Source organism: Caulobacter sp. 05L422 (assembly GCF_056397765.1).
Map to the genome: position 1 here is coordinate 126,291 of NZ_JBFTOB010000011.1, position 17,472 is coordinate 143,762.

At 69.7% G+C, this 17,472-nt stretch carries 13 protein-coding genes; 6 read left to right on the forward strand and 7 right to left on the reverse strand.

Features of this window, described 5'->3' with window-relative positions:
• Nucleotides 1-22: 22 nt before the first annotated feature.
• The 5 genes from AC1DMQ_RS12330 (at nucleotide 23) to rfbA (ending at nucleotide 4,753) form a co-directional block, all read left to right on the forward strand.
• Nucleotides 23-1,243, forward strand: coding sequence for a glycosyltransferase family 4 protein (locus AC1DMQ_RS12330; protein WP_477033854.1), 1,221 nt, complete (start codon nucleotides 23-25; stop codon nucleotides 1,241-1,243).
• A 14-nt stretch (nucleotides 1,244-1,257) separates the two neighbouring features.
• A complete protein-coding gene (gene rfbC, locus AC1DMQ_RS12335; protein WP_477033855.1) occupies nucleotides 1,258-1,815 on the forward strand; it encodes a dTDP-4-dehydrorhamnose 3,5-epimerase in 558 nt (185 codons plus the stop codon).
• Nucleotides 1,816-1,941: 126 nt separating this feature from the next.
• On the forward strand, nucleotides 1,942-3,003 hold the full coding sequence (gene rfbB / locus AC1DMQ_RS12340; protein ID WP_477033856.1) for a dTDP-glucose 4,6-dehydratase: 1,062 nt from the start codon (nucleotides 1,942-1,944) through the stop codon (nucleotides 3,001-3,003).
• A 5-nt stretch (nucleotides 3,004-3,008) separates the two neighbouring features.
• The gene (gene rfbD, locus AC1DMQ_RS12345; RefSeq protein WP_477033857.1) at nucleotides 3,009-3,890 is read left to right on the forward strand and encodes a dTDP-4-dehydrorhamnose reductase; all 882 of its coding nucleotides are present in this window, start codon (nucleotides 3,009-3,011) and stop codon (nucleotides 3,888-3,890) included.
• The gene (gene rfbA / locus AC1DMQ_RS12350; protein WP_477033858.1) at nucleotides 3,887-4,753 is read left to right on the forward strand and encodes a glucose-1-phosphate thymidylyltransferase RfbA; all 867 of its coding nucleotides are present in this window, start codon (nucleotides 3,887-3,889) and stop codon (nucleotides 4,751-4,753) included. Before rfbD ends, rfbA begins: the two co-directional genes overlap by 4 nt.
• Here the strand turns inward: rfbA and queG are convergent.
• The 6 genes from queG to AC1DMQ_RS12380 all read right to left on the reverse strand — a co-directional run bounded on the left by queG (nucleotide 4,750) and on the right by AC1DMQ_RS12380 (nucleotide 11,581).
• Nucleotides 4,750-5,886 carry a tRNA epoxyqueuosine(34) reductase QueG gene (gene queG / locus AC1DMQ_RS12355; protein WP_477033859.1) on the reverse strand — a complete coding sequence of 379 codons (1,137 nt, stop codon included), beginning with the start codon at nucleotides 5,884-5,886 and terminating at the stop codon, nucleotides 4,750-4,752. The two genes, rfbA and queG, sit on opposite strands and share 4 nt — an antisense overlap.
• Nucleotides 5,867-6,553, reverse strand: a complete 687-nt coding sequence (fzlA, locus tag AC1DMQ_RS12360; protein ID WP_477033860.1) for an FtsZ-binding protein FzlA — start codon at nucleotides 6,551-6,553, stop codon at nucleotides 5,867-5,869. Before fzlA ends, queG begins: the two co-directional genes overlap by 20 nt.
• Nucleotides 6,554-6,702: 149 nt before the next feature.
• Nucleotides 6,703-8,172 carry a D-glycero-beta-D-manno-heptose-7-phosphate kinase gene (rfaE1, locus tag AC1DMQ_RS12365; RefSeq protein ID WP_477033861.1) on the reverse strand — a complete coding sequence of 490 codons (1,470 nt, stop codon included), beginning with the start codon at nucleotides 8,170-8,172 and terminating at the stop codon, nucleotides 6,703-6,705.
• A 66-nt stretch (nucleotides 8,173-8,238) separates the two neighbouring features.
• A complete protein-coding gene (locus AC1DMQ_RS12370; protein WP_477033862.1) occupies nucleotides 8,239-9,180 on the reverse strand; it encodes a cation diffusion facilitator family transporter in 942 nt (313 codons plus the stop codon).
• A 134-nt stretch (nucleotides 9,181-9,314) separates the two neighbouring features.
• On the reverse strand, nucleotides 9,315-10,250 hold the full coding sequence (locus AC1DMQ_RS12375) for an FkbM family methyltransferase (RefSeq protein ID WP_477033863.1): 936 nt from the start codon (nucleotides 10,248-10,250) through the stop codon (nucleotides 9,315-9,317).
• A 203-nt stretch (nucleotides 10,251-10,453) separates the two neighbouring features.
• The gene (locus AC1DMQ_RS12380) at nucleotides 10,454-11,581 is read right to left on the reverse strand and encodes a citrate synthase/methylcitrate synthase (RefSeq protein WP_477033864.1); all 1,128 of its coding nucleotides are present in this window, start codon (nucleotides 11,579-11,581) and stop codon (nucleotides 10,454-10,456) included.
• 78 nt (nucleotides 11,582-11,659) lie between these two features.
• Between AC1DMQ_RS12380 and AC1DMQ_RS12385 the strand changes: the two genes are divergently transcribed.
• A complete protein-coding gene (locus AC1DMQ_RS12385; RefSeq protein ID WP_477033865.1) occupies nucleotides 11,660-12,808 on the forward strand; it encodes a citrate synthase in 1,149 nt (382 codons plus the stop codon).
• A 139-nt stretch (nucleotides 12,809-12,947) separates the two neighbouring features.
• On the opposite strand, the gene gltB is transcribed toward AC1DMQ_RS12385, so the two are convergent.
• Nucleotides 12,948-17,471 carry a glutamate synthase large subunit gene (gltB, locus tag AC1DMQ_RS12390; RefSeq protein ID WP_477033866.1) on the reverse strand — a complete coding sequence of 1,508 codons (4,524 nt, stop codon included), beginning with the start codon at nucleotides 17,469-17,471 and terminating at the stop codon, nucleotides 12,948-12,950.
• Nucleotide 17,472: the final 1 nt, after the last annotated feature.

The following is a 17,472-nucleotide window of genomic DNA, read 5'->3' on the forward strand; positions in this document are numbered from 1 at the left end:
TCTCTCAGGTACAGTGATCGTGATGAAATATCTCCGCGACCTGGCTTGGCGCCATGCGCCGGCTTTCAGCCAGGCGGTCTCGACGCGCTTGCCCGCGCTCCGGGCCTGGCGCCTCTATGGCTGGCGCCGTCGCGCGCGGCCGCCGCGGGTCGCGCCGGTCACCATCGCCGGCTTCCACGGCGCGGTCCTGGGCCTGGGCGAGGCGGTGCGCTCGGCGACCTCGGCCCTGCGCGACGCCGGCGTGGCGGTTCAGGCCTGGGACATTTCCGAACTGATGGGCCACGCGCGCCGCCTGCCGCAGGGCGACACCGCCCCGCCCGCGCCGGGCCCCGGCGTGCTGATCGCCCAGATGAACCCGCCCGAACTGATCCGCCTGATCGGCACGACCGGCGCGGCGGCGTTCGAGGACAAGTACGTCATCGGCTGCTGGGCCTGGGAGCTGTCCGAGATCCCGGCCCTGTGGAAGCCGGCGTTCCGCTATGTGGACGAGGTCTGGGCGCTGTCGGAGTTCACCGCCGACGCCGTCCGCCGCGCCGCGCCCCGACGGGTGAAAGTGCGCGTCATGCCCATCGCCGTGCCGCTGAACGACACGGCCCCGGCTCGCGACCGGTTCGGATTCGGCGACGAGACGATCGTCCTGTGCGCGTTCGACTTCCGCTCGACCCTCGCCCGCAAGAATCCGCTGGCGGCGCTGGACGCCTTCCGCCGCGCCAAGGCGGTCGCGCGGCGCCCCGCGACCCTGGTCTTCAAGACCGTGGGCGGCGAAGACGTCCCCGAGGCGCAGCGCCGGTTGAAGGACGCGATCGGCGACGACGCCGACGTGAGGCTGATGACGCAGCCGCTGAGCGCCGCCGAGCGCGATCAGCTGCTGGCCAGCTGCGACATCCTGCTGTCGCTGCATCGCTCGGAAGGCTTCGGTCTGTTTCCCGCCGAAGCCATGGCGGCCGGCAAGCCCGTGGTCGCCACCGCCTGGTCCGGCAATCTGGATTTCATGGACGACGCCTGCGCCGTTCTGGTCCCCTACGGCCTGACGGCGGTGGAGGATGAGCAGGGCATCTATAGCGGCGGCCTGTGGGCGCAGGCCGACACCGAAGCGGCCGGCCAAGCCCTGGCCCAGCTGATCGACGACCCCGAGCGCCGCGCCCGCCTGGGCGCCGAGGCCCGAACCATGATCCAACGCCGTCTCGCCCCGTCGGTCGTCGCCGCCCAGATGCGCGACGCCCTAGGTCCGGCCGCCGCCTGAAGAAAGACCTCGCCTTGAAGATCGAACCGCTTTCCCTCCCCGACGTGCTGCTGATCACGCCCAAGCGCCATGGCGACGAGCGGGGCTGGTTCGCCGAGACCTTCCGCCGGTCGGCCCTGGATGAGGCCGGCTTTTCCGGCGGCGCCTTCGTGCAGGACAATCACGTGCGCTCGACCCGGCGCGGCGTGGTGCGCGGCCTGCACTTCCAGGCTCCGCCGCGCGCCCAGGACAAGCTGGTGCGCTGCGTGCGCGGCGCGATCTTCGACGTCGCGGTCGACATCCGCCGGGGCTCGCCGACCTTCGGCCGCTGGGTCGGGGCCGAGCTGTCGGCCGAGAACGGCGCGCAGCTGCTGACCCCCAAGGGCTTCGCCCACGCCTACTGCACGCTGAGCGACGACTGCGAGGTGATCTACAAGGTCACCGACTACTACGCGCCCGAAGCCGAGGGGACCTTGCGCTGGAACGATCCGGCCCTGGCGATCGACTGGACGGTCCCGGCCGCCGAGATCACCACCAACACCCGCGACGCCCAGGCGCCGCTGCTGGCGCAGCTGGACAGTCCTTTCGAGTGAGCCCGCGTGCGGCTATCGAAGCCCCGCGGCAGATGATATTCCGCTTTTCGTGCGCATGCTGATCGGGCGCCGGCGACCGGACCCGGCTTCGGAAACGCCGCGCCGTCGGCCTGGAAGGAATAGGGCGTGAAGATACTGGTCACCGGCGGCGCGGGCTTCATCGGCTCGGCGGTCTGCCGTCTTCTGCTCGGCGAAACCGGCGACCAGGTCGTCAATGTCGACAAGCTCACCTATGCCGGCACCCTGACCTCGGTGGCCGAGGTCTCGGACTCGCCCGACTACGTGTTCGTCCAGGCCGACGTCGCCGACCGCGCCGCGATCAAGGCCGTCTTCGAGGCTCACAAGCCCGACGCCGTGCTGCACCTGGCCGCCGAGTCCCATGTCGACCGCTCGATCTCGGGCGCCGGACCCTTCGTCGAGACCAACATCGTCGGTACGTACGTGATGCTGGACTGCGCGCTGGACTACTGGCGGGGCCTGGAAGGCGCGGCCAAGGACGCCTTCCGCTTCGTCCACGTCTCCACCGACGAGGTCTATGGCAGCCTGGGCGCCGAGGGGCTGTTCGAGGAGACCACCGCCTACGCCCCCACCTCGCCCTATTCGGCCTCCAAGGCGGCGGCCGACCACCTGGCCCTGGCCTGGTTCCACACCTACGGCCTGCCGGTGCTGGTCTCCAACTGCTCCAACAACTACGGGCCCTATCACTTCCCCGAGAAGCTGATCCCGCTGATGATCCTGAACGGCCTGGATCGCCGGCCGTTGCCGGTCTACGGCGACGGGGCCAATATCCGCGACTGGCTGTTCGTCGAGGATCACGCCCGCGCCCTGCGCGCGATCCTGGAGAAGGGCCGTCCGGGCGAGAAGTACAATGTGGGCGGCCGCAACGAGCGCTCCAACCTGCAGGTGGTCGAGACGATCTGCGACCTGCTGGACGAGCTGACCCCCAGCGCCGAGGGCTCGCACCGCGAGCTGATCACCTTCGTCGCCGACCGTCCGGGCCACGACCAGCGCTACGCCATCGACGCCACCAAGGTCGAGACCGAGCTGGGCTGGCGGGCCCGCGAGACCTTCGAGACCGGCATCCGCAAGACGGTCGAATGGTATCTGGCCCGCGCCGACTGGTGGGAACCGCTGCGAGCGGCCTATGACGGCCGGCGACTGGGCCTGCTGACGGCCAAGGCCGGCTGAGGTTCATGACGGGACCCGTCCTCGTCTTCGGCCGCAACGGCCAGGTGGCGCGCGAGTTGGCCCGCGTCGCGGCCGGGCGCGCGATCGTCTTCGCCGGCCGCGAAACCCTCGACCTGACCGATTCCGCCGGGATCGACGGCCTGATCGCCGACCTGGCGCCCAGCGCGGTGATCAACGCCGCCGCCTACACCGCCGTCGACCGGGCCGAGCGCGAGGCGGACGCCGCCTACGCCCTGAACCGCGACGCCCCGGCCGCCATGGCCCGGGCCTGCGCGGCGCGCGGCCTGCCGTTCGTGCATTTCTCCACCGACTACGTGTTCGACGGCGCGCTGGACCGGCCCTATGTCGAGACCGATCCGACCGGCCCGACCAGCGTCTATGGCGCCAGCAAGCTGGCGGGCGAAGAGGTGGTGACGGCGGCCGGCGGACTTGCGATCATCCTGCGTACCGCCTGGGTCTACAGCGCCCATGGGACCAATTTCGTGAAGACCATGCTGCGCCTGGCCGCCGACCGTGACGAGATCAGCGTCGTCGTCGACCAGATCGGCCGCCCCACCTGGGCCCGCGACGGCGCGCGCGCCGCCCTGCTGGCGGTCGACGGCCTGCAAGGCGACCCCGACCTGGCCGGCCTCTACCACCTCAGCGGCGCCGGCGACGCCAGCTGGGCCGACCTGGCCGCGGCGACCTTCGCGGAATCGGCGCGGCGCGGCGGTCCGACCGCCCGGGTGCGCCCGATCACCACCGACGAATATCCCACCCCCGCCACGCGTCCGGCCAATTCCCGCCTGGACTGCGGCAAGATCCAAGCCGCCCTGTCCTGGACCCCACGGCCGTGGCGGGAAAGTCTGGCGGCCTGCATGAACGAGATGGAGCTCCAAGCCTCATGAAGGGCATCGTCCTCGCCGGCGGATCCGGCACGCGCCTCCATCCCCTGACCCTGGCCGTCTGCAAGCAGCTGCTGCCGATCTACGACAAGCCGATGGTCTACTACCCGATCAGCACCCTGATGCTGGCCGGGATCCGCGACATCCTGATCATCTCGACCCCCCGGGACGTGCCGCTGTTCCGGGAGCTGCTGGGCGACGGTTCGGCCTGGGGCGTGCGCTTCGAATACGCGATCCAGGAAAGCCCGCGCGGCCTGGCCGACGCGTTCATCGTCGGGGAAGCCTTCATCGGCGACGACCAATGCGCCCTGGTGCTGGGCGACAACCTCTATTTCGGTCATGGCCTGAGCGAGGCCCTGGCCGAGGCCGCCGCCTCGGACGCCGGCGCGACGGTCTTCGCCTATCACGTCACAGATCCGGAACGGTACGGCGTGGTCGATTTCGACGCCGAGGGCCGGGCGGTGTCGCTGGAGGAGAAACCCGAGACGCCGCGTTCGAACTGGGCGGTGACGGGACTCTATTTCTACGATCGTCAGGTGGTCGAGATGGCCCGCGCCCTCAAGCCCTCGGCCCGGGGCGAGCTGGAGATCACCGACATCAACCGGCTCTATCTCGACAAGGGCCAGCTGTCGGTCGCCAAGCTGGGCCGCGGCTATGCCTGGCTCGACACCGGCACCCACGACAGCCTGGTCGAGGCCACCGAGTTCATCCGCGCCATCGAAAAGCGCCAGGGCCAGAAGGTCGGCTGTCCCGAGGAGGTCGCCTTCAGCCAGGGCTGGATCAACGCCAGCCAGGTCGCCGCGCTGGGCGAGGCCATGGGCAAGACGGAGTATGGGCAGTACTTGCTACGGCTGGCGCGGGGCTAGGCGGCGCCCAACCACTCCGTCCGCACGGCCTCATCCTCCTCGACCGCCGCTCCGGCCAACAGCGCGAACGCCTCACCGTCCAGCAGCCGTCGCGCTGCCCACACCGCCGCGCCGCGCACGGTCGGCGAGGGGTCGGCCAGCAGCGGTTCGACCGCCGGCATCAGGCCCGCGTCGCCGCTGTTGCCGATCGCGTAGAGCACGTTGCGCACGAACCGGTCGCGGCCGATGCGCTTGACCGGGCTCTTGCTGAACAGGGCGCGGAACGACGGGTCGTCCAGCGCCGCCAGCTCGGCCAGGGAGGGACCCTTCAGGGTCTCGCGGGCGTGGAAGGCCATCTCGCTGGAGAGGCTGGCGAACTTGTTCCACGGGCAGGCGGCCAGGCAGTCGTCGCAACCGTAGATGCGGTTGCCCAGCGCCGGACGGAACTCCACCGGGATCGGCCCCGACAGCTCGATGGTCAGGTACGAGATGCAGCGCCGCGCATCCAGCTGGTAGGGACCGGGGAAGGCGTTGGTCGGGCAGATGTCCAGGCAGGCCTGGCACGAGCCGCAGTGGTCGCGCTCGGGCGGATCGGCCGGCAGGTCCAGCGTCGTGAGCACCGAACCGAGGAACAGCCACGAGCCGAACTGGCGCGAGACCAGGTTCGTATGCTTGCCCTGCCAGCCCAGGCCCGCGCGCTGGGCCAGGGGCTTTTCCATCAGCGGCGCGGTGTCGACGAACACCTTCACCTCGCCGCCGAACCGGCCGTGCATCCAGCGGGCCAGCTGCTTGAGGCGCTTCTTGATCACCTCGTGATAGTCGTCGCCCTGGGCGTAGACGCTGATCGCCGCGCGCGACGGGTCTTCGAGGGCCAGCAGCGGATCGTGCTCGGGACCGTAGTTGACGCCCAGCACCACCGCCGTGGTCGCGTCCTGCCACATGGCGGTGGGGTGGGACCGCCGGTCCAGCGTCTCGGCCATCCAGCCCATGTCGCCGTGGAAGCCCTCGGCCACGAACTCGCGCAGCCAGCCGCCGTTGGGCCAGGCGTCCGACGCGCTGGCGAAACCGCAGGTGTCGAAACCCAGCCGAAGGGCTTCGGCTCGGATTTCGTCCCGCAGACTTTCGTTCGGGTGGCTAGAAGTCGAGATCGTCATAGTGCGCGACCGGCGCCAGGCCCGGCCAGCGATCGGCCAGGATGGGTCGGAAGGCGGGCCTGGACTTCAGCTTCATGTACCAGGTCTTGGTGATCGGGAAGTCCTTCCACGGCACGTCGCCGAAATAGTCGATCACCGACAGGTGGGCGGCGGCGGCGAAGTCGGCCAGGCTCATCCGGCGGCCAGCCAGCCAGTCGCGGGTGTTCAGCAGGCCCTCGATATAGTCCATGTGCTGGCGCAGGGCGTCGCGACCCCGGCGCAGCGACGACAGGTCCGGCGCGCCCAGCCGCAGCAGGCGCTTCTCCATCTTCTCGTGCAGCAGGAAGCCGTTGACCTCGTTGTCGAACTTGCGGTCGAACCACTGCAGCAGGCGGCGCGCCTCGGCCCGCTCGCCCGGCTCGCGGCCCAGCAGGGCCGGTTCGGGGTCCTGCTCCTCGATGTGCTCGAGGATGGCGCGGGTCTCGGCGATCACCGTGGTGCGCTGGTGCTTGGTCTCGACCAGCACCGGCGGCACGCCCGACGGGTTGAGCTTGAGGAACTCGGCCGGCCCTTCCCAATAGCGCACCTGCACCTCGACGAACGGCAGGCGCTTCTCGCCCAGGGCGAGACGCACCTGGCGCGAGGCCGGGTCCAGGGGGAAGTGGTGAAGGGTTCGTTCGACGCTCATGCCCACGCGCATTCAGGCTGCATCGTTCGATCGATGCGCCGTTTTGTTTAACAAGAACTTGCTGAACGCTGTTTCTCGACCGCGTTCGTGGTCAAAATGAGGGCATTCTTCCTCAAGCTTCACCTTGAGGGGCCGCGTTAACTCTTGAACTAGCCTTTCACGCTCTCCGGCGCGTTCATCCGACCGATCAGGTTGGTCGTGCTCTGGCCGGCCTTCAGCTGCGCCAGCACCACCTTGCCGCCGTAACCCAGCACCACGTCGGAGCCGACCACGGTCTCGACCGTGTAGTCGGCGCCCTTGACCAGCACGTCGGGGCGGAAGGCCTTGATCAGGTTCAGCGGCGTCTGCTCGTCGAACAGCACCACCAGGTCCACCGCCGACAGCGAGGCCAGGACGGTGGCGCGGCCGCCTTCCTTCTGCACAGGCCGGGTCGGGCCCTTCAGGCGCTGGACCGAGGCGTCGGTGTTGAGGCCGACGATCAGCCGGTCGCAGGCGGCCTTGGCCTGGGCCAGCAGCGAGACGTGGCCGGGGTGCAGCAGGTCGAAGCAGCCGTTGGTGAAGCCCACCTTCAGCCCCCGCGCCCGCCAGCCGGCGACGATGGCCAGCGCCCCGTCGAGGTCGGCGATCTTGTCGGCCACCGGATCGCCGTGCTCGCCATGGGCCAGGCCGACCAGCTCGTCGGCGGTGACCACGTCGGTGCCCAGCTTGGCCACCACTAGGCCGGCGGCGAGGTTGGCCAGGCGGGCCGCATCCAGCGGCGAAGCCCCGCGCGCCAGCGAAAGCGCCAGGGTCGCGGCGACGGTGTCGCCGGCCCCGGAGACGTCGAACACCTCCAGCGCGGTGGCCGGCAGGTGGACGGGCGCCTCGCCGCGCACGGCCAGGGTCATGCCCGCCCCGCCCCGGGTGATCAGGGCGGCGGCCAGGTTGGGGGCGGTGGTCAGGATGGCGTCGGCGGCCTCGGCGGCGGCTTCGTCGCCGGCCCCGGTCACGCCGGTGGCCTCGGCGGCCTCGCGGCGGTTCGGCTTGATCAGGGTCGCGCCGTCGTAGCGGGTGAAGTCGCGGCTCTTGGGATCGACGATCACCGGCTTGCCGGCGGCGTTGGCGGCGGCGATGGCGGCCTTCAGCACCACCGGGGTCAGCACACCCTTGGCGTAGTCGGACAGCACCACCACGTCGACCTCGCGCAGGTGGGCGTTGAACGCCGCCAGCAGGGCCACGCCGTCGGCCTCGCCCCTGTCCTCGCGGTCGGCGCGCAGCATCTGGTGCGAGCCGGAGATGTAGCGGGTCTTCTCGGTGGTGCGGCGCTTGGCGTCGACGATCAGGGCCGAGTCGAGGCTGGGCTCGCGGTCGATCAGGCCGGTCAGGACCCGGCCGGCGTCGTCGTCGCCGACCACGCCCACCAGCACCGCCCGGCCGCCCAGGGCCGCGACGTTGCGGGCCACGTTGCCGGCCCCGCCCAGCATCACCGTCTCGCGCTCGACGGCGATCACCGGCACCGGCGCCTCGGGCGAGATGCGGTCCACCGCGCCATAGACGAAGCGGTCCAGCATCACGTCGCCCAGCACCAGCACGGTGGCGCCCGAAAAGGCTCGCGGCAGCTTGGCCAGGGTGTCGTCCATCAGGTCGGTCGCTCGTTCTCTAACAAGAAGCGCCATTTGGCCCCGTGGACCGCGCGCCGCAAGCCTTCAGAGCGGCTCGCGCTCGCTGAAGGCCCCGGCGTGGGGTTCGGCGACGCCGCGCGGATCGGGGTGGATCAGGATGTCGGCGGTCGGGAAGGCCTGCAGCACCCGCGCCTCGGCCTCGACCATCAGGGTGTGGGCCAAGGCCAGCGGCGTCTCGGCGTCGAAGTCCATGTGGGCCTGGACGTGGACGAACGGTCCCGAGGCCCGGGTGCGCAGCTGGTGCACGCCCATCACCCGGGGGTCGGCGGTCAGCAGGGCCAGGATGCGGGCACGGTCCTCGTCGGGCAGTTCGTGGTCCATCAGCTGGTGCGACGCCTCGCGGAACACCCCGATCGCGCCCCAGATCAGCCAGACGGCGACGATCAGCCCGGCGGCGGCGTCGACCCAGGTCAGGCCCAGGAACCCGGCGGCGGCGATGCCGATCAGGCTGACGGCGTTGGAGGCCAGGTCGGCGGCGTAGTGGGCCTTGTCGCCCGATACGGCCACCGAGCGGGTGCGCTTCATCACCTCGGCCTGGGCGCGGATCAGGGCCAGGGTCAGCAGGATCGACACGACCATGACCGCCACGCCCAGCCCCTCGGCGGCGATCGGCTTGGGGTGCAGCAGGCCCTTGATCGCCTCCTGGCCGATCAGGGCTCCGGACGCGAAGACCAGACCCGCCTGGGTCAGGCTGGAGAAGGCCTCGGCCTTGCCGTGGCCGAACCGGTGCTCGGCGTCTGGCGGAACGGCGGCGTAGCGCACGGCGAAGAAGGTCACCAGCGAGGCGACCAGGTCCAGGCCGCTGTCGGCCAGCGAAGCCAGCATGGCCACCGAATGGCCGCTCAGCCACGCCGCGCCCTTGATCGCGATCAGCACCGCCGCCACGCCGACCGACAGGGTGGTGACCCGGCGGGTGAGGACGAGGGACTCGGCGGCGGTCAGGGCGGAGGTGGGGGCGGTGGACATGCCGCCTGTGTAGCAAGGGCGGCGATGCAGCCCCAGCGAGAACGACTCGCGGTGTTCCAGGCGGTGTTCAATAGGCTCTGGCGGCGAACGGGCCAAAAACTATCTTCTCGGCGTTCTCGGCGCCGCCTTCGCACCTACCGGCTCGGTTGGGTCGACCCACCGGGCGACTTCCTGAGAATGGACCTGTTCTTCCGTTCCCGGAGCCAGCGTTTCAATGACCACCAACGGCGCGGCTTGTGAATGGACCAGTTGACCCAATCTTGGCGCCAACGGTCCAACGACCACCAACGGCGCGACTTACCGCTCCGATCGCCGACGCGGCGGGGCACCCCGAAGACATGCGGATAGTCAAACGCCGCTAGCCATTCGATATCCATAGGACCATCAATGGCCCGGATATTGTGGTGTTGCTCCGCGAGCACATGATAGGTCCATCGTTCATGGTCAAAAATCTCGAAGATTTCCGCCATTGTTTCTCGGCGATTCGAGAACAACGCATTGTGTAGTTCAAGATTGACGAAGGGCCGGCCGGCTAAGACTTTCGTGGCCCCGCGAAGGGCGGCGAGCTCGCCTCCCTCGACGTCGATCTTGAGAAAATCGACGCGTTCATCGGCCAGATCCCCATCCAGAGAGACCATATCCAAGGCCAGACCCTCATAACCTTCGGGCAAAGCATTGACTACGCTGATCACGTTGCCGCTGTTCTCATTGACGATCAGCACGCCGGCGGAATCCGACAGGCCGACCGGACGCGAAACGACATTGTCGTATCCGTTCAGCAGGGCGTTCCGCGTCACGACATCCGCATTTCTGGGCAACGGGTCGTAGGCGAAGACCCTTCCCAAGGGACCCACGGCCTCCGCCAGGATCATGGCGAACATGCCATGATGGGCTCCGGCGTCGACGACGGTCATCCCCCTACGAATATGCCTTACGCACCACACGCGTTCCGGCGATCGTTGATCAGGAGACCCGTCATACCAAATCTGGCCAACTTCGTCGGCGATCAAGAAGTCGAAGTTTTGCTTCAGAAATCGACGCTTCTTGGCGATGTAAGCCAGAAATGTCATGTATCGCCTCCTTAATAACAGGAACGATACACGACACTCTATTTTGAGCAAGACGCGTTTCTACACAGCCCAAGTCCGGGGAATTTCGTCCTCAATGCGAGTCGAGCGATCGACATTCTCGGGGGGAAGCCTCCGCGCGACCCAATCTATGTCTTGGAGACATCGCGCTGGCCAGACGGGTATGTGGCGTCATCAAAGCACTCTTAAGCCGCCGCCTTCGTCCGTGGGCCCACATAGACCGACTGCGGGCGCACCAGCTTGCCGGTCGCCAGTTGCTCCCGGGCGTGGGCGATCCAGCCGGCCGTGCGGCCCATGGCGAACACGCAGGTGAAGCTGGCCGGCGGCAGGCCCAGGGCCTCCAGCAGAATGGCGGTGTAGAACTCGACGTTGGTCTCCAGCGGCCGGTCGGGCTTGTGGTCGCGCAGGATCCGCAAGGCGGCCTGCTCGACCGCCTCGGCGAAGGCCAGGCGGCCGGGAACCGTGTTGGAGGTCTGGGCCAGCTGGCGGATCGCGGCCTTCAGGGCGTCGGCGCGCGGGTCGCGGACCCGGTAGATGCGGTGGCCGAAGCCCATCAACCGGTCGCCGCGCGCCAGGGCGCCCAGCAGCCAGGCCTGGGCGTTGTCCGGCGCCCCGATGGCGTCCAGCATCTCGATCACCGGGCCGGGCGCGCCGCCGTGCAGCGGACCCTTCAGGGCCGAGATCCCGGCCAGCACCGCCGAGGTCAGGCCGGCGCGGGTGGAGGCCACCACGCGGGCGGCGAAGGTCGAGGCGTTCAGGCCGTGGTCGCAGACCGTGACCAGATAGGCGTCCAGCGCCCTCGCCTCCCCGTCCGTAGCCGGAACGCCGCGCGTCATCCGCAGCATGTCGGCGGCGTGCGACAGGGCCGCGTCGGGGGCGACCGGCGACTGGCCGGCGGCGACCCGCAGCACGGCGGGGGTGAAGACCGCCGGAGCGGCGATCAGCAGCAGGGCGGTGTCCAGGCCGTCGCCGTCGGGCAGGCGGGCGATCAGGGCCCGGACGGCCTCGACCGGGTCGCGCCTAGCCAGGCCCTCGTCCAGGGCGGCGACCTCGGTGAAGGCGCGGACCCGGGCCGCGCCCAGGGCGGGCGCCAGGTCGGAAGGCCCATTTGCTGAAAGGGGGGCGTCGAAGAAGCCGTCGAGCAGAAGGTGGGCGACGTCCTCGAACCCGGTGCGGTGCGCCAGGTCCTCGACGGCGTAGCCCCGGATGGTCAGGCGGCCGGCTTGGCCGTCGACGTCGGACAACACGGTGTGGGCGGCGACGATACCCTCCAGGCCCTCAGCGGCGGGGATGGTGGAAAGACCCTTGGACATGGGATTAGGTCTCCTTTCGCCGCCAACTCCATGCCCACCATGCTTGATCGTCAATCTTGATCAATGTAATCAATATAAATGGCCGAATGGATCGACGCGGAACAGGCGATGGCGACGCTGGGGGTGCGGGCCCAGACGCTGTACGCCTATGTCAGCCGGGGCCGGGTGGGCGCGGCCGCCCATCCCGACGATCCGCGCCGCAGCCTGTACCGGGCCTCCGACATCGCGGCCCTGGCCGCCAAGAAGGCCCGGGGCCGGCGCGCCGCCGACGTGGCGGCCGAGGCCATCGCCTGGGGCGAGCCGGTCCTGCCCTCGGCGATCACCACGGTCATCAACGGCCGACTGTTCTACCGCGGCCAGGACGCCGTCGACCTGGCCCGCATGCACAGCCTGGAGCAGACGGCCCGCCTGCTGCGCGGCGGCCACGGCGCCCCGCTGACCGGACCCGAGCCGAAGAAACCCAAGAAGGGCGAGACGCCGCGCGCGCGCCTGTTTTCGACCCTGGCCGCCCGAGCCGGGATCGACCCACCGGCCCGGGGCCGCGCGCCCCTGGCCCTGGCCATGGAGGCCGCCGGCCTGCTGGAGGCCGCAGCCGACGCGGTGGCCGGCTCCATCGGCGACGGCCCGATCCATCGACGGCTGGCGGACGCCTGGGGCCTGGACGCCTCGGGCGCCGACCTGGTTCGCCGGGCCCTGGTGCTGCTGGCCGACCACGAATTGAACGCCTCGACCTTCGCGGTGCGGGTGGCGGCCTCTACCGGATCCTCGCTGGCGGCCGCGTCCCTGGCCGGGCTGGCGGCGCTGTCGGGACCCCTGCACGGCGGCATGGCGGCGCGGGTCGAGATGTTCGTCGACGAGGCGCAGCGACGCGGACCGGCCAAGGCCGTGGCCGAGCGCCTGGCCCAGGGTTCGGCCATGCCGGGCTTCGGCCATCCGCTCTATCCGGACGGCGACCCGCGCGCGGCGGCCCTGCTGGAGGCTTTCAAGGCTCCGGTGGTGCTGGCCGAGCTGCGCGCGGAAACCGAGGCGGCCACCGGCCTGGCGCCGAACATCGACTTCGCCCTGGTCGCCATGGCCCGGACCCTGGCCCTGCCTGCCGACGCGCCGTTCAGCCTGTTCGCGGTGGGACGGATGGCGGGGTGGCACGCCCACGCGATCGAGCAGCTGCAGACGGGAAAGCTGATCCGGCCCCGGGCGCGGTATGTGGGCGTGCTGCCGGCGACTTAGCGGCGAACACTTGCCCCTACGGGTCGCTTCGCGACCGTCTTCCCCCAAAGGGGGAAGAGGCGCGCCGTGCGAAATCCTCCGCCCCCTATGGGGGCGGACAGACCGCGGAGCGGTCAGGTGGGGGCAAGTGGGTGAGCCGCTAAGCCCGCTCGTGAACCGCTTCTTCCGCCGCCAGCGGCTGCGGAAGCCGCGAGACCATCTCCTTGGGACACACCTGCCAGAACAGGTCCCGCACGCGGTCCCAGTCGCGGATCAGGCTTTCGGCGAAGGCCGAGTCCGTCTCGCGGGCGTGTTCGGCCAGCAGCGAGCGCAGTACGCCTTCCCAATAGGGCGAGGCCAGGCGCTGGACCAGAATGCTGTCCGGATTGACCAGGTTCTCGAACCGGCCGTGCTGGTCGAGGACGAAGGCCATGCCGCCGGTCATGCCGGCCCCGAAGTTGCCGCCCGTCGGGCCCAGGATCACCACCTGGCCGCCGGTCATGTACTCGCAGCCGTTGGCGCCGCAGCCCTCGACCACCGCGGTGGCGCCCGAGTTGCGAACCGCGAAGCGCTCGCCCGCCTGGCCGGCCGCGAACAGGCGGCCCGAGGTGGCCCCGAACAGCACGGTGTTGCCGATCAGGGTGTTGGTCTCTGGCGCGGCCAGGCCGCGCGCCGGCTTGATGACGATCGTCGCGCCCGACAGGCCCTTGCCGACATAGTCGTTGGCCTCGCCGGTCAGTTCGATGCGCAGGCCCTGGACCGCGAAGGCCCCCAGGCTCTGGCCGGCCGAGCCCTTGAGCTGGACGGTCAGGTGGCCGGCGGGCAGGCCCTTCATGCCGAACTTGCGCACGATGTGGCTGGACGTGCGCGAACCGATCGAACGGGCGGTGCTGCGGACCGTATAGGTCAGCTGCATCTTCTCGCCGCGCTCCAGCAGGGGGGCGGCGTCGCGGACGATCTGGGCGTCCAGCGTGTCCGGCACGGCGTTGCGGCCGACCACGGTGTTGTAGGGCTTGTTGGCGCCCGGATCGGCGCGGACCAGCAGCGGGTTGAGGTCCAGGTCGTCCAGGTGCTCGCCGCCGCGCGACACCTGCGCCAGCAGGTCGGTGCGGCCGACGATTTCCTGCAGCGACTTGAAGCCCAGGCCCGCCAAGATCTCGCGAACCTCTTCGGCGATGAACGTGAAGAGGTTGATGACCTTGTCCGGCGTGCCGGTGAACTTGGCGCGCAGGGCCTCGTCCTGGGTGCAGACCCCGACCGGGCAGGTGTTGGAGTGGCACTGGCGCACCATGATGCAGCCCATGGCCACCAGCGAGGCGGTGCCGATGCCGAACTCCTCGGCGCCCAGCATGGCGGCGATGACGATGTCGCGACCCGTGCGCATGCCGCCGTCGGCCCGCAGGACCACGGAGTGGCGCAGGTTGTTGAGCGTCAGCACCTGGTTGGCTTCCGACAGGCCCATCTCCCACGGACCGCCGGCGTACTTCACCGAGGTCTGGGACGAGGCGCCCGTGCCGCCGACGCCGCCGGCCACCAGGATCACGTCGGCCTTGGCCTTGGCGACCCCGGCCGCGATGGCGCCGATGCCGGTGGCGGCGACCAGCTTCACCGTGACGCGGGCGATCGGGTTGATCTGCTTCAGGTCATAGATGAGCTGGGCCAGGTCCTCGATCGAATAGATGTCGTGGTGCGGCGGCGGGCTGATCAGCATCACGCCCGGCGTCGCGTGGCGCAGACGCGCGATCATCTCGGTGACCTTGAAGCCAGGAAGTTGGCCGCCCTCGCCGGGCTTGGCGCCTTGGGCGACCTTGATCTCCAGCTCGACGCACTGGTTCAGATATTCGGCGGTGACGCCGAACCGGCCCGAGGCCACCTGCTTGATGGCGCTGTTGGGGTTGTCGCCGTTGGGCAGGGGCTTGTAGCGCGCGCTGTCCTCGCCGCCCTCGCCCGAGACCGACTTGGCCCCGATGCGGTTCATGGCGATGTTCAGCGCCCCGTGGGCTTCTGGGCCCAGGGCGCCGAGGCTCATGCCGGGCGTGACGAAGCGCTTGCGGATCTCGTTGACGCTCTCGACGTCGTCGGTCGAGATCGGGTTGCGGTCCGAGCGCCAGTCCAGCAGGTCGCGCAGCTGGATCGGCTTCTGGGTGCGCAGGCCGTTGGACCAGCGGCGATAGAGCTCGAAGTCGCCGGTGTCGCAGGCGCTCTGCAGGGTGTGGATCAGCCGCGCCTCGAAGGCGTGGGCCTCGCCCGAGCGGCGCAGCTTGTAGAGACCGCCGACCGGCAGGGTCACGGCCGCCTCGCCCCAGGCCTTGCGGTGCAGCTCGACCGCCTTGGACTCCAGGCCGGCCAGGCCGATGCCCGAGATGCGCGAGGGCATGCCGGGGAAGAACTCGGCGGCCAGGGCGCGCGACAGGCCGACGGCTTCGAAGTTGTAGCCGCCGCGGTACGAGGAGATGACGCTGATGCCCATCTTGGAGATGATCTTCAGCAGGCCGCCCTCGATGGCCGTCTTGAAGTTGATGCAGACGTCGCGCAGCGACTTGTCGCCGATCAGGCCGCGCTCCAGGCGATCCTGGAAGCTTTCCTGGGCCAGGTAGGCGTTGACCGCCGTGGCGCCGACGCCGACCAGCACCGCGAAATAGTGGGTGTCCAGGCACTCGGCCGAGCGGACGATGATCGAGACGTACGAGCGCAGGCCCTTGGCGACCAGGTGGGCGTGGACGCCGCCGGTGGCCAGGATCATCGGCAGGGCGACGCGGTCGGCCTGGCTGCCCTCGTCGGTCAGGACGATGGCGCCGCAGCCGCGCAGCACCGCGTCCTCGGCCTCGGCCCGGATGCGGTCCAGATTGGCGCGCAAGGCGTCGCCCGGACGGGCTTCCGGCACGGGCAGCGGCATGGTGCAGTCGATGACCACCACGCTCTTCTCGCCCAGCAGGCCGTGGATGCGCTCGTACATGCCGGTGGTCAGGACCGGGCTTTCCAGCACGTAGACGTCGGCCTGGGCCGCGTCCTGGGCCAGGATGTTGCCGAGGTTCTTGAACCGGGTCTTCAGGCTCATGACGCCGGTCTCCCGCAGGGGATCGATCGGCGGGTTGGTCACCTGGCTGAAGTTCTGGCGGAAGAAGTGGCTGAGCGGGCGGTACTTCTCCGACAGCACGGCCAGGGGCGTGTCGTCGCCCATCGAGCCGACGGCTTCCTTGCCGTCCTCGACCATCGGCGCGAGGACCATTTCCAGGTCTTCGAGGCTGAAGCCGGCGGCGGCCTGGCGGCGGGTCAGCTCCTCGCGGCCGTACTTGCGCGGCTCGGGGCCGGGGCCGATCTCCTTTTCGAGATCGACCATGTTGCCCAGCCAGTCGGTGTAGGGGTGACGCTCGGCCAGTTCGTCGATGATGTCGTCTTCGCCGTAGAGCTTGCCGCCCACTAGGTCGATGGCGATCATCCGGCCCGGCGAGATCGCCAGCTTGCGGGTGATGCGGCTTTCCTCGACGCCGCACATGCCGGCTTCCGAGCCCATGATCACCAGGCCGTCGTCGGTATAGGCCACGCGCAGCGGGCGCAGGCCCGAGCGGTCCTTGCCGGCCACGACCCAGCGGCCGTCGGTGGCGCACAGGGCGGCCGGGCCGTCCCACGGCTCCATCACCGCGTTGCAGTAGCTGTAGAGGGCCTTGTGCGAGGCCTTCATGTGCGGGCCGTTGGCTTCCGGCACCAGCAGGGTCTTGGCCATCGGCGCGTCCCGGCCGGCCCGGACCAGCACCTCGAAGGTGTTGTCCAGGTTGGCGCTGTCCGAACCGCCCGGCTGGATCACCGGCTTCACGTCGTCCCCGAACTCGCCGAAGGCGTCGGCCGCCATCTTGATCTCGTGGGACTTCATCCAGTTGATGTTGCCCTTGATGGTGTTGATCTCACCATTGTGGGCCAGCATCCGGAACGGCTGGGCCAGGCGCCATTCGGGGAAGGTGTTGGTCGAATAGCGCTGGTGGAAGATCGCCACCGCGGCGCTGAACCGCTCGTCCTTCAGGTCCGGATAGAACTCGTCGATGTGTTCGGCCAGGAACATGCCCTTGTAGATCAAGGACTTGGCCGAGAACGAGCAGATATAGAAGCCCGACAGGTTCTGGGAATGGACGCGCTTTTCGATGCGCTTGCGGCACAGGAACAGGGCGCGCTCCAGGGCCTCGCCTTCCAGGCCGGCCGGGGCGGCCAGCATGATCTGCTCGATTTCGGGACGGGTGGCGTTGGCCTTTTCGCCGATCACCGAGGTGTCGACCGGCACCTGGCGCCAGCCATAGATGTAGAAGCCGAAGCGCAGGGCCTCGGCCTCGACGATCGTGCGGCAGGCCTCCTGGGCGCCCAGGTCGGTGCGCGGCAGGAAGATCTGGCCGACGGCGATCGGGCCCTGGCGCAGGGCGTGGCCGGTGCGGCGCACCTGGTCGATGAAGAAGTCCTGCGGAACGCTGACCAGCACGCCGGCGCCGTCGCCGGTCTTTCCGTCGGCGTCGACCGCGCCCCGGTGCCACAGGGCCTTGAGGGCCTTGATCGCCAGTTCGACGACTTCGCGGCGCGGCTGGCCGTCGATGGCGCAGACCAGGCCCACGCCGCACGCGTCGCGCTCGGTCGTGGGATCGTAGGCATGGCCGTCGATCAGGAGCTGGCGGTTCTTCAGATAGAGGTCGTGCTCGGACATG

Bases quoted from the DNA above. Each gene is read 5' to 3' on its own strand.
- AC1DMQ_RS12330 (WP_477033854.1), top strand. From the start codon at position 23: ATGAAATATCTCCGCGACCTGGCTTGGCGCCATGCGCCGGCTTTCAGC.
- rfbD (WP_477033857.1), top strand. From the start codon at position 3,009: ATGACGGGACCCGTCCTCGTCTTCGGCCGCAACGGCCAGGTGGCGCGC.
- rfbA (WP_477033858.1), top strand. From the start codon at position 3,887: ATGAAGGGCATCGTCCTCGCCGGCGGATCCGGCACGCGCCTCCATCCC.
- queG (WP_477033859.1), bottom strand. From the start codon at position 5,886: ATGACGATCTCGACTTCTAGCCACCCGAACGAAAGTCTGCGGGACGAA.
- fzlA (WP_477033860.1), bottom strand. From the start codon at position 6,553: ATGAGCGTCGAACGAACCCTTCACCACTTCCCCCTGGACCCGGCCTCG.
- rfaE1 (WP_477033861.1), bottom strand. From the start codon at position 8,172: ATGGACGACACCCTGGCCAAGCTGCCGCGAGCCTTTTCGGGCGCCACC.
- AC1DMQ_RS12370 (WP_477033862.1), bottom strand. From the start codon at position 9,180: ATGTCCACCGCCCCCACCTCCGCCCTGACCGCCGCCGAGTCCCTCGTC.
- AC1DMQ_RS12375 (WP_477033863.1), bottom strand. From the start codon at position 10,250: ATGACATTTCTGGCTTACATCGCCAAGAAGCGTCGATTTCTGAAGCAA.
- AC1DMQ_RS12380 (WP_477033864.1), bottom strand. From the start codon at position 11,581: ATGTCCAAGGGTCTTTCCACCATCCCCGCCGCTGAGGGCCTGGAGGGT.
- AC1DMQ_RS12385 (WP_477033865.1), top strand. From the start codon at position 11,660: ATGGCCGAATGGATCGACGCGGAACAGGCGATGGCGACGCTGGGGGTG.
- gltB (WP_477033866.1), bottom strand. From the start codon at position 17,471: ATGTCCGAGCACGACCTCTATCTGAAGAACCGCCAGCTCCTGATCGAC.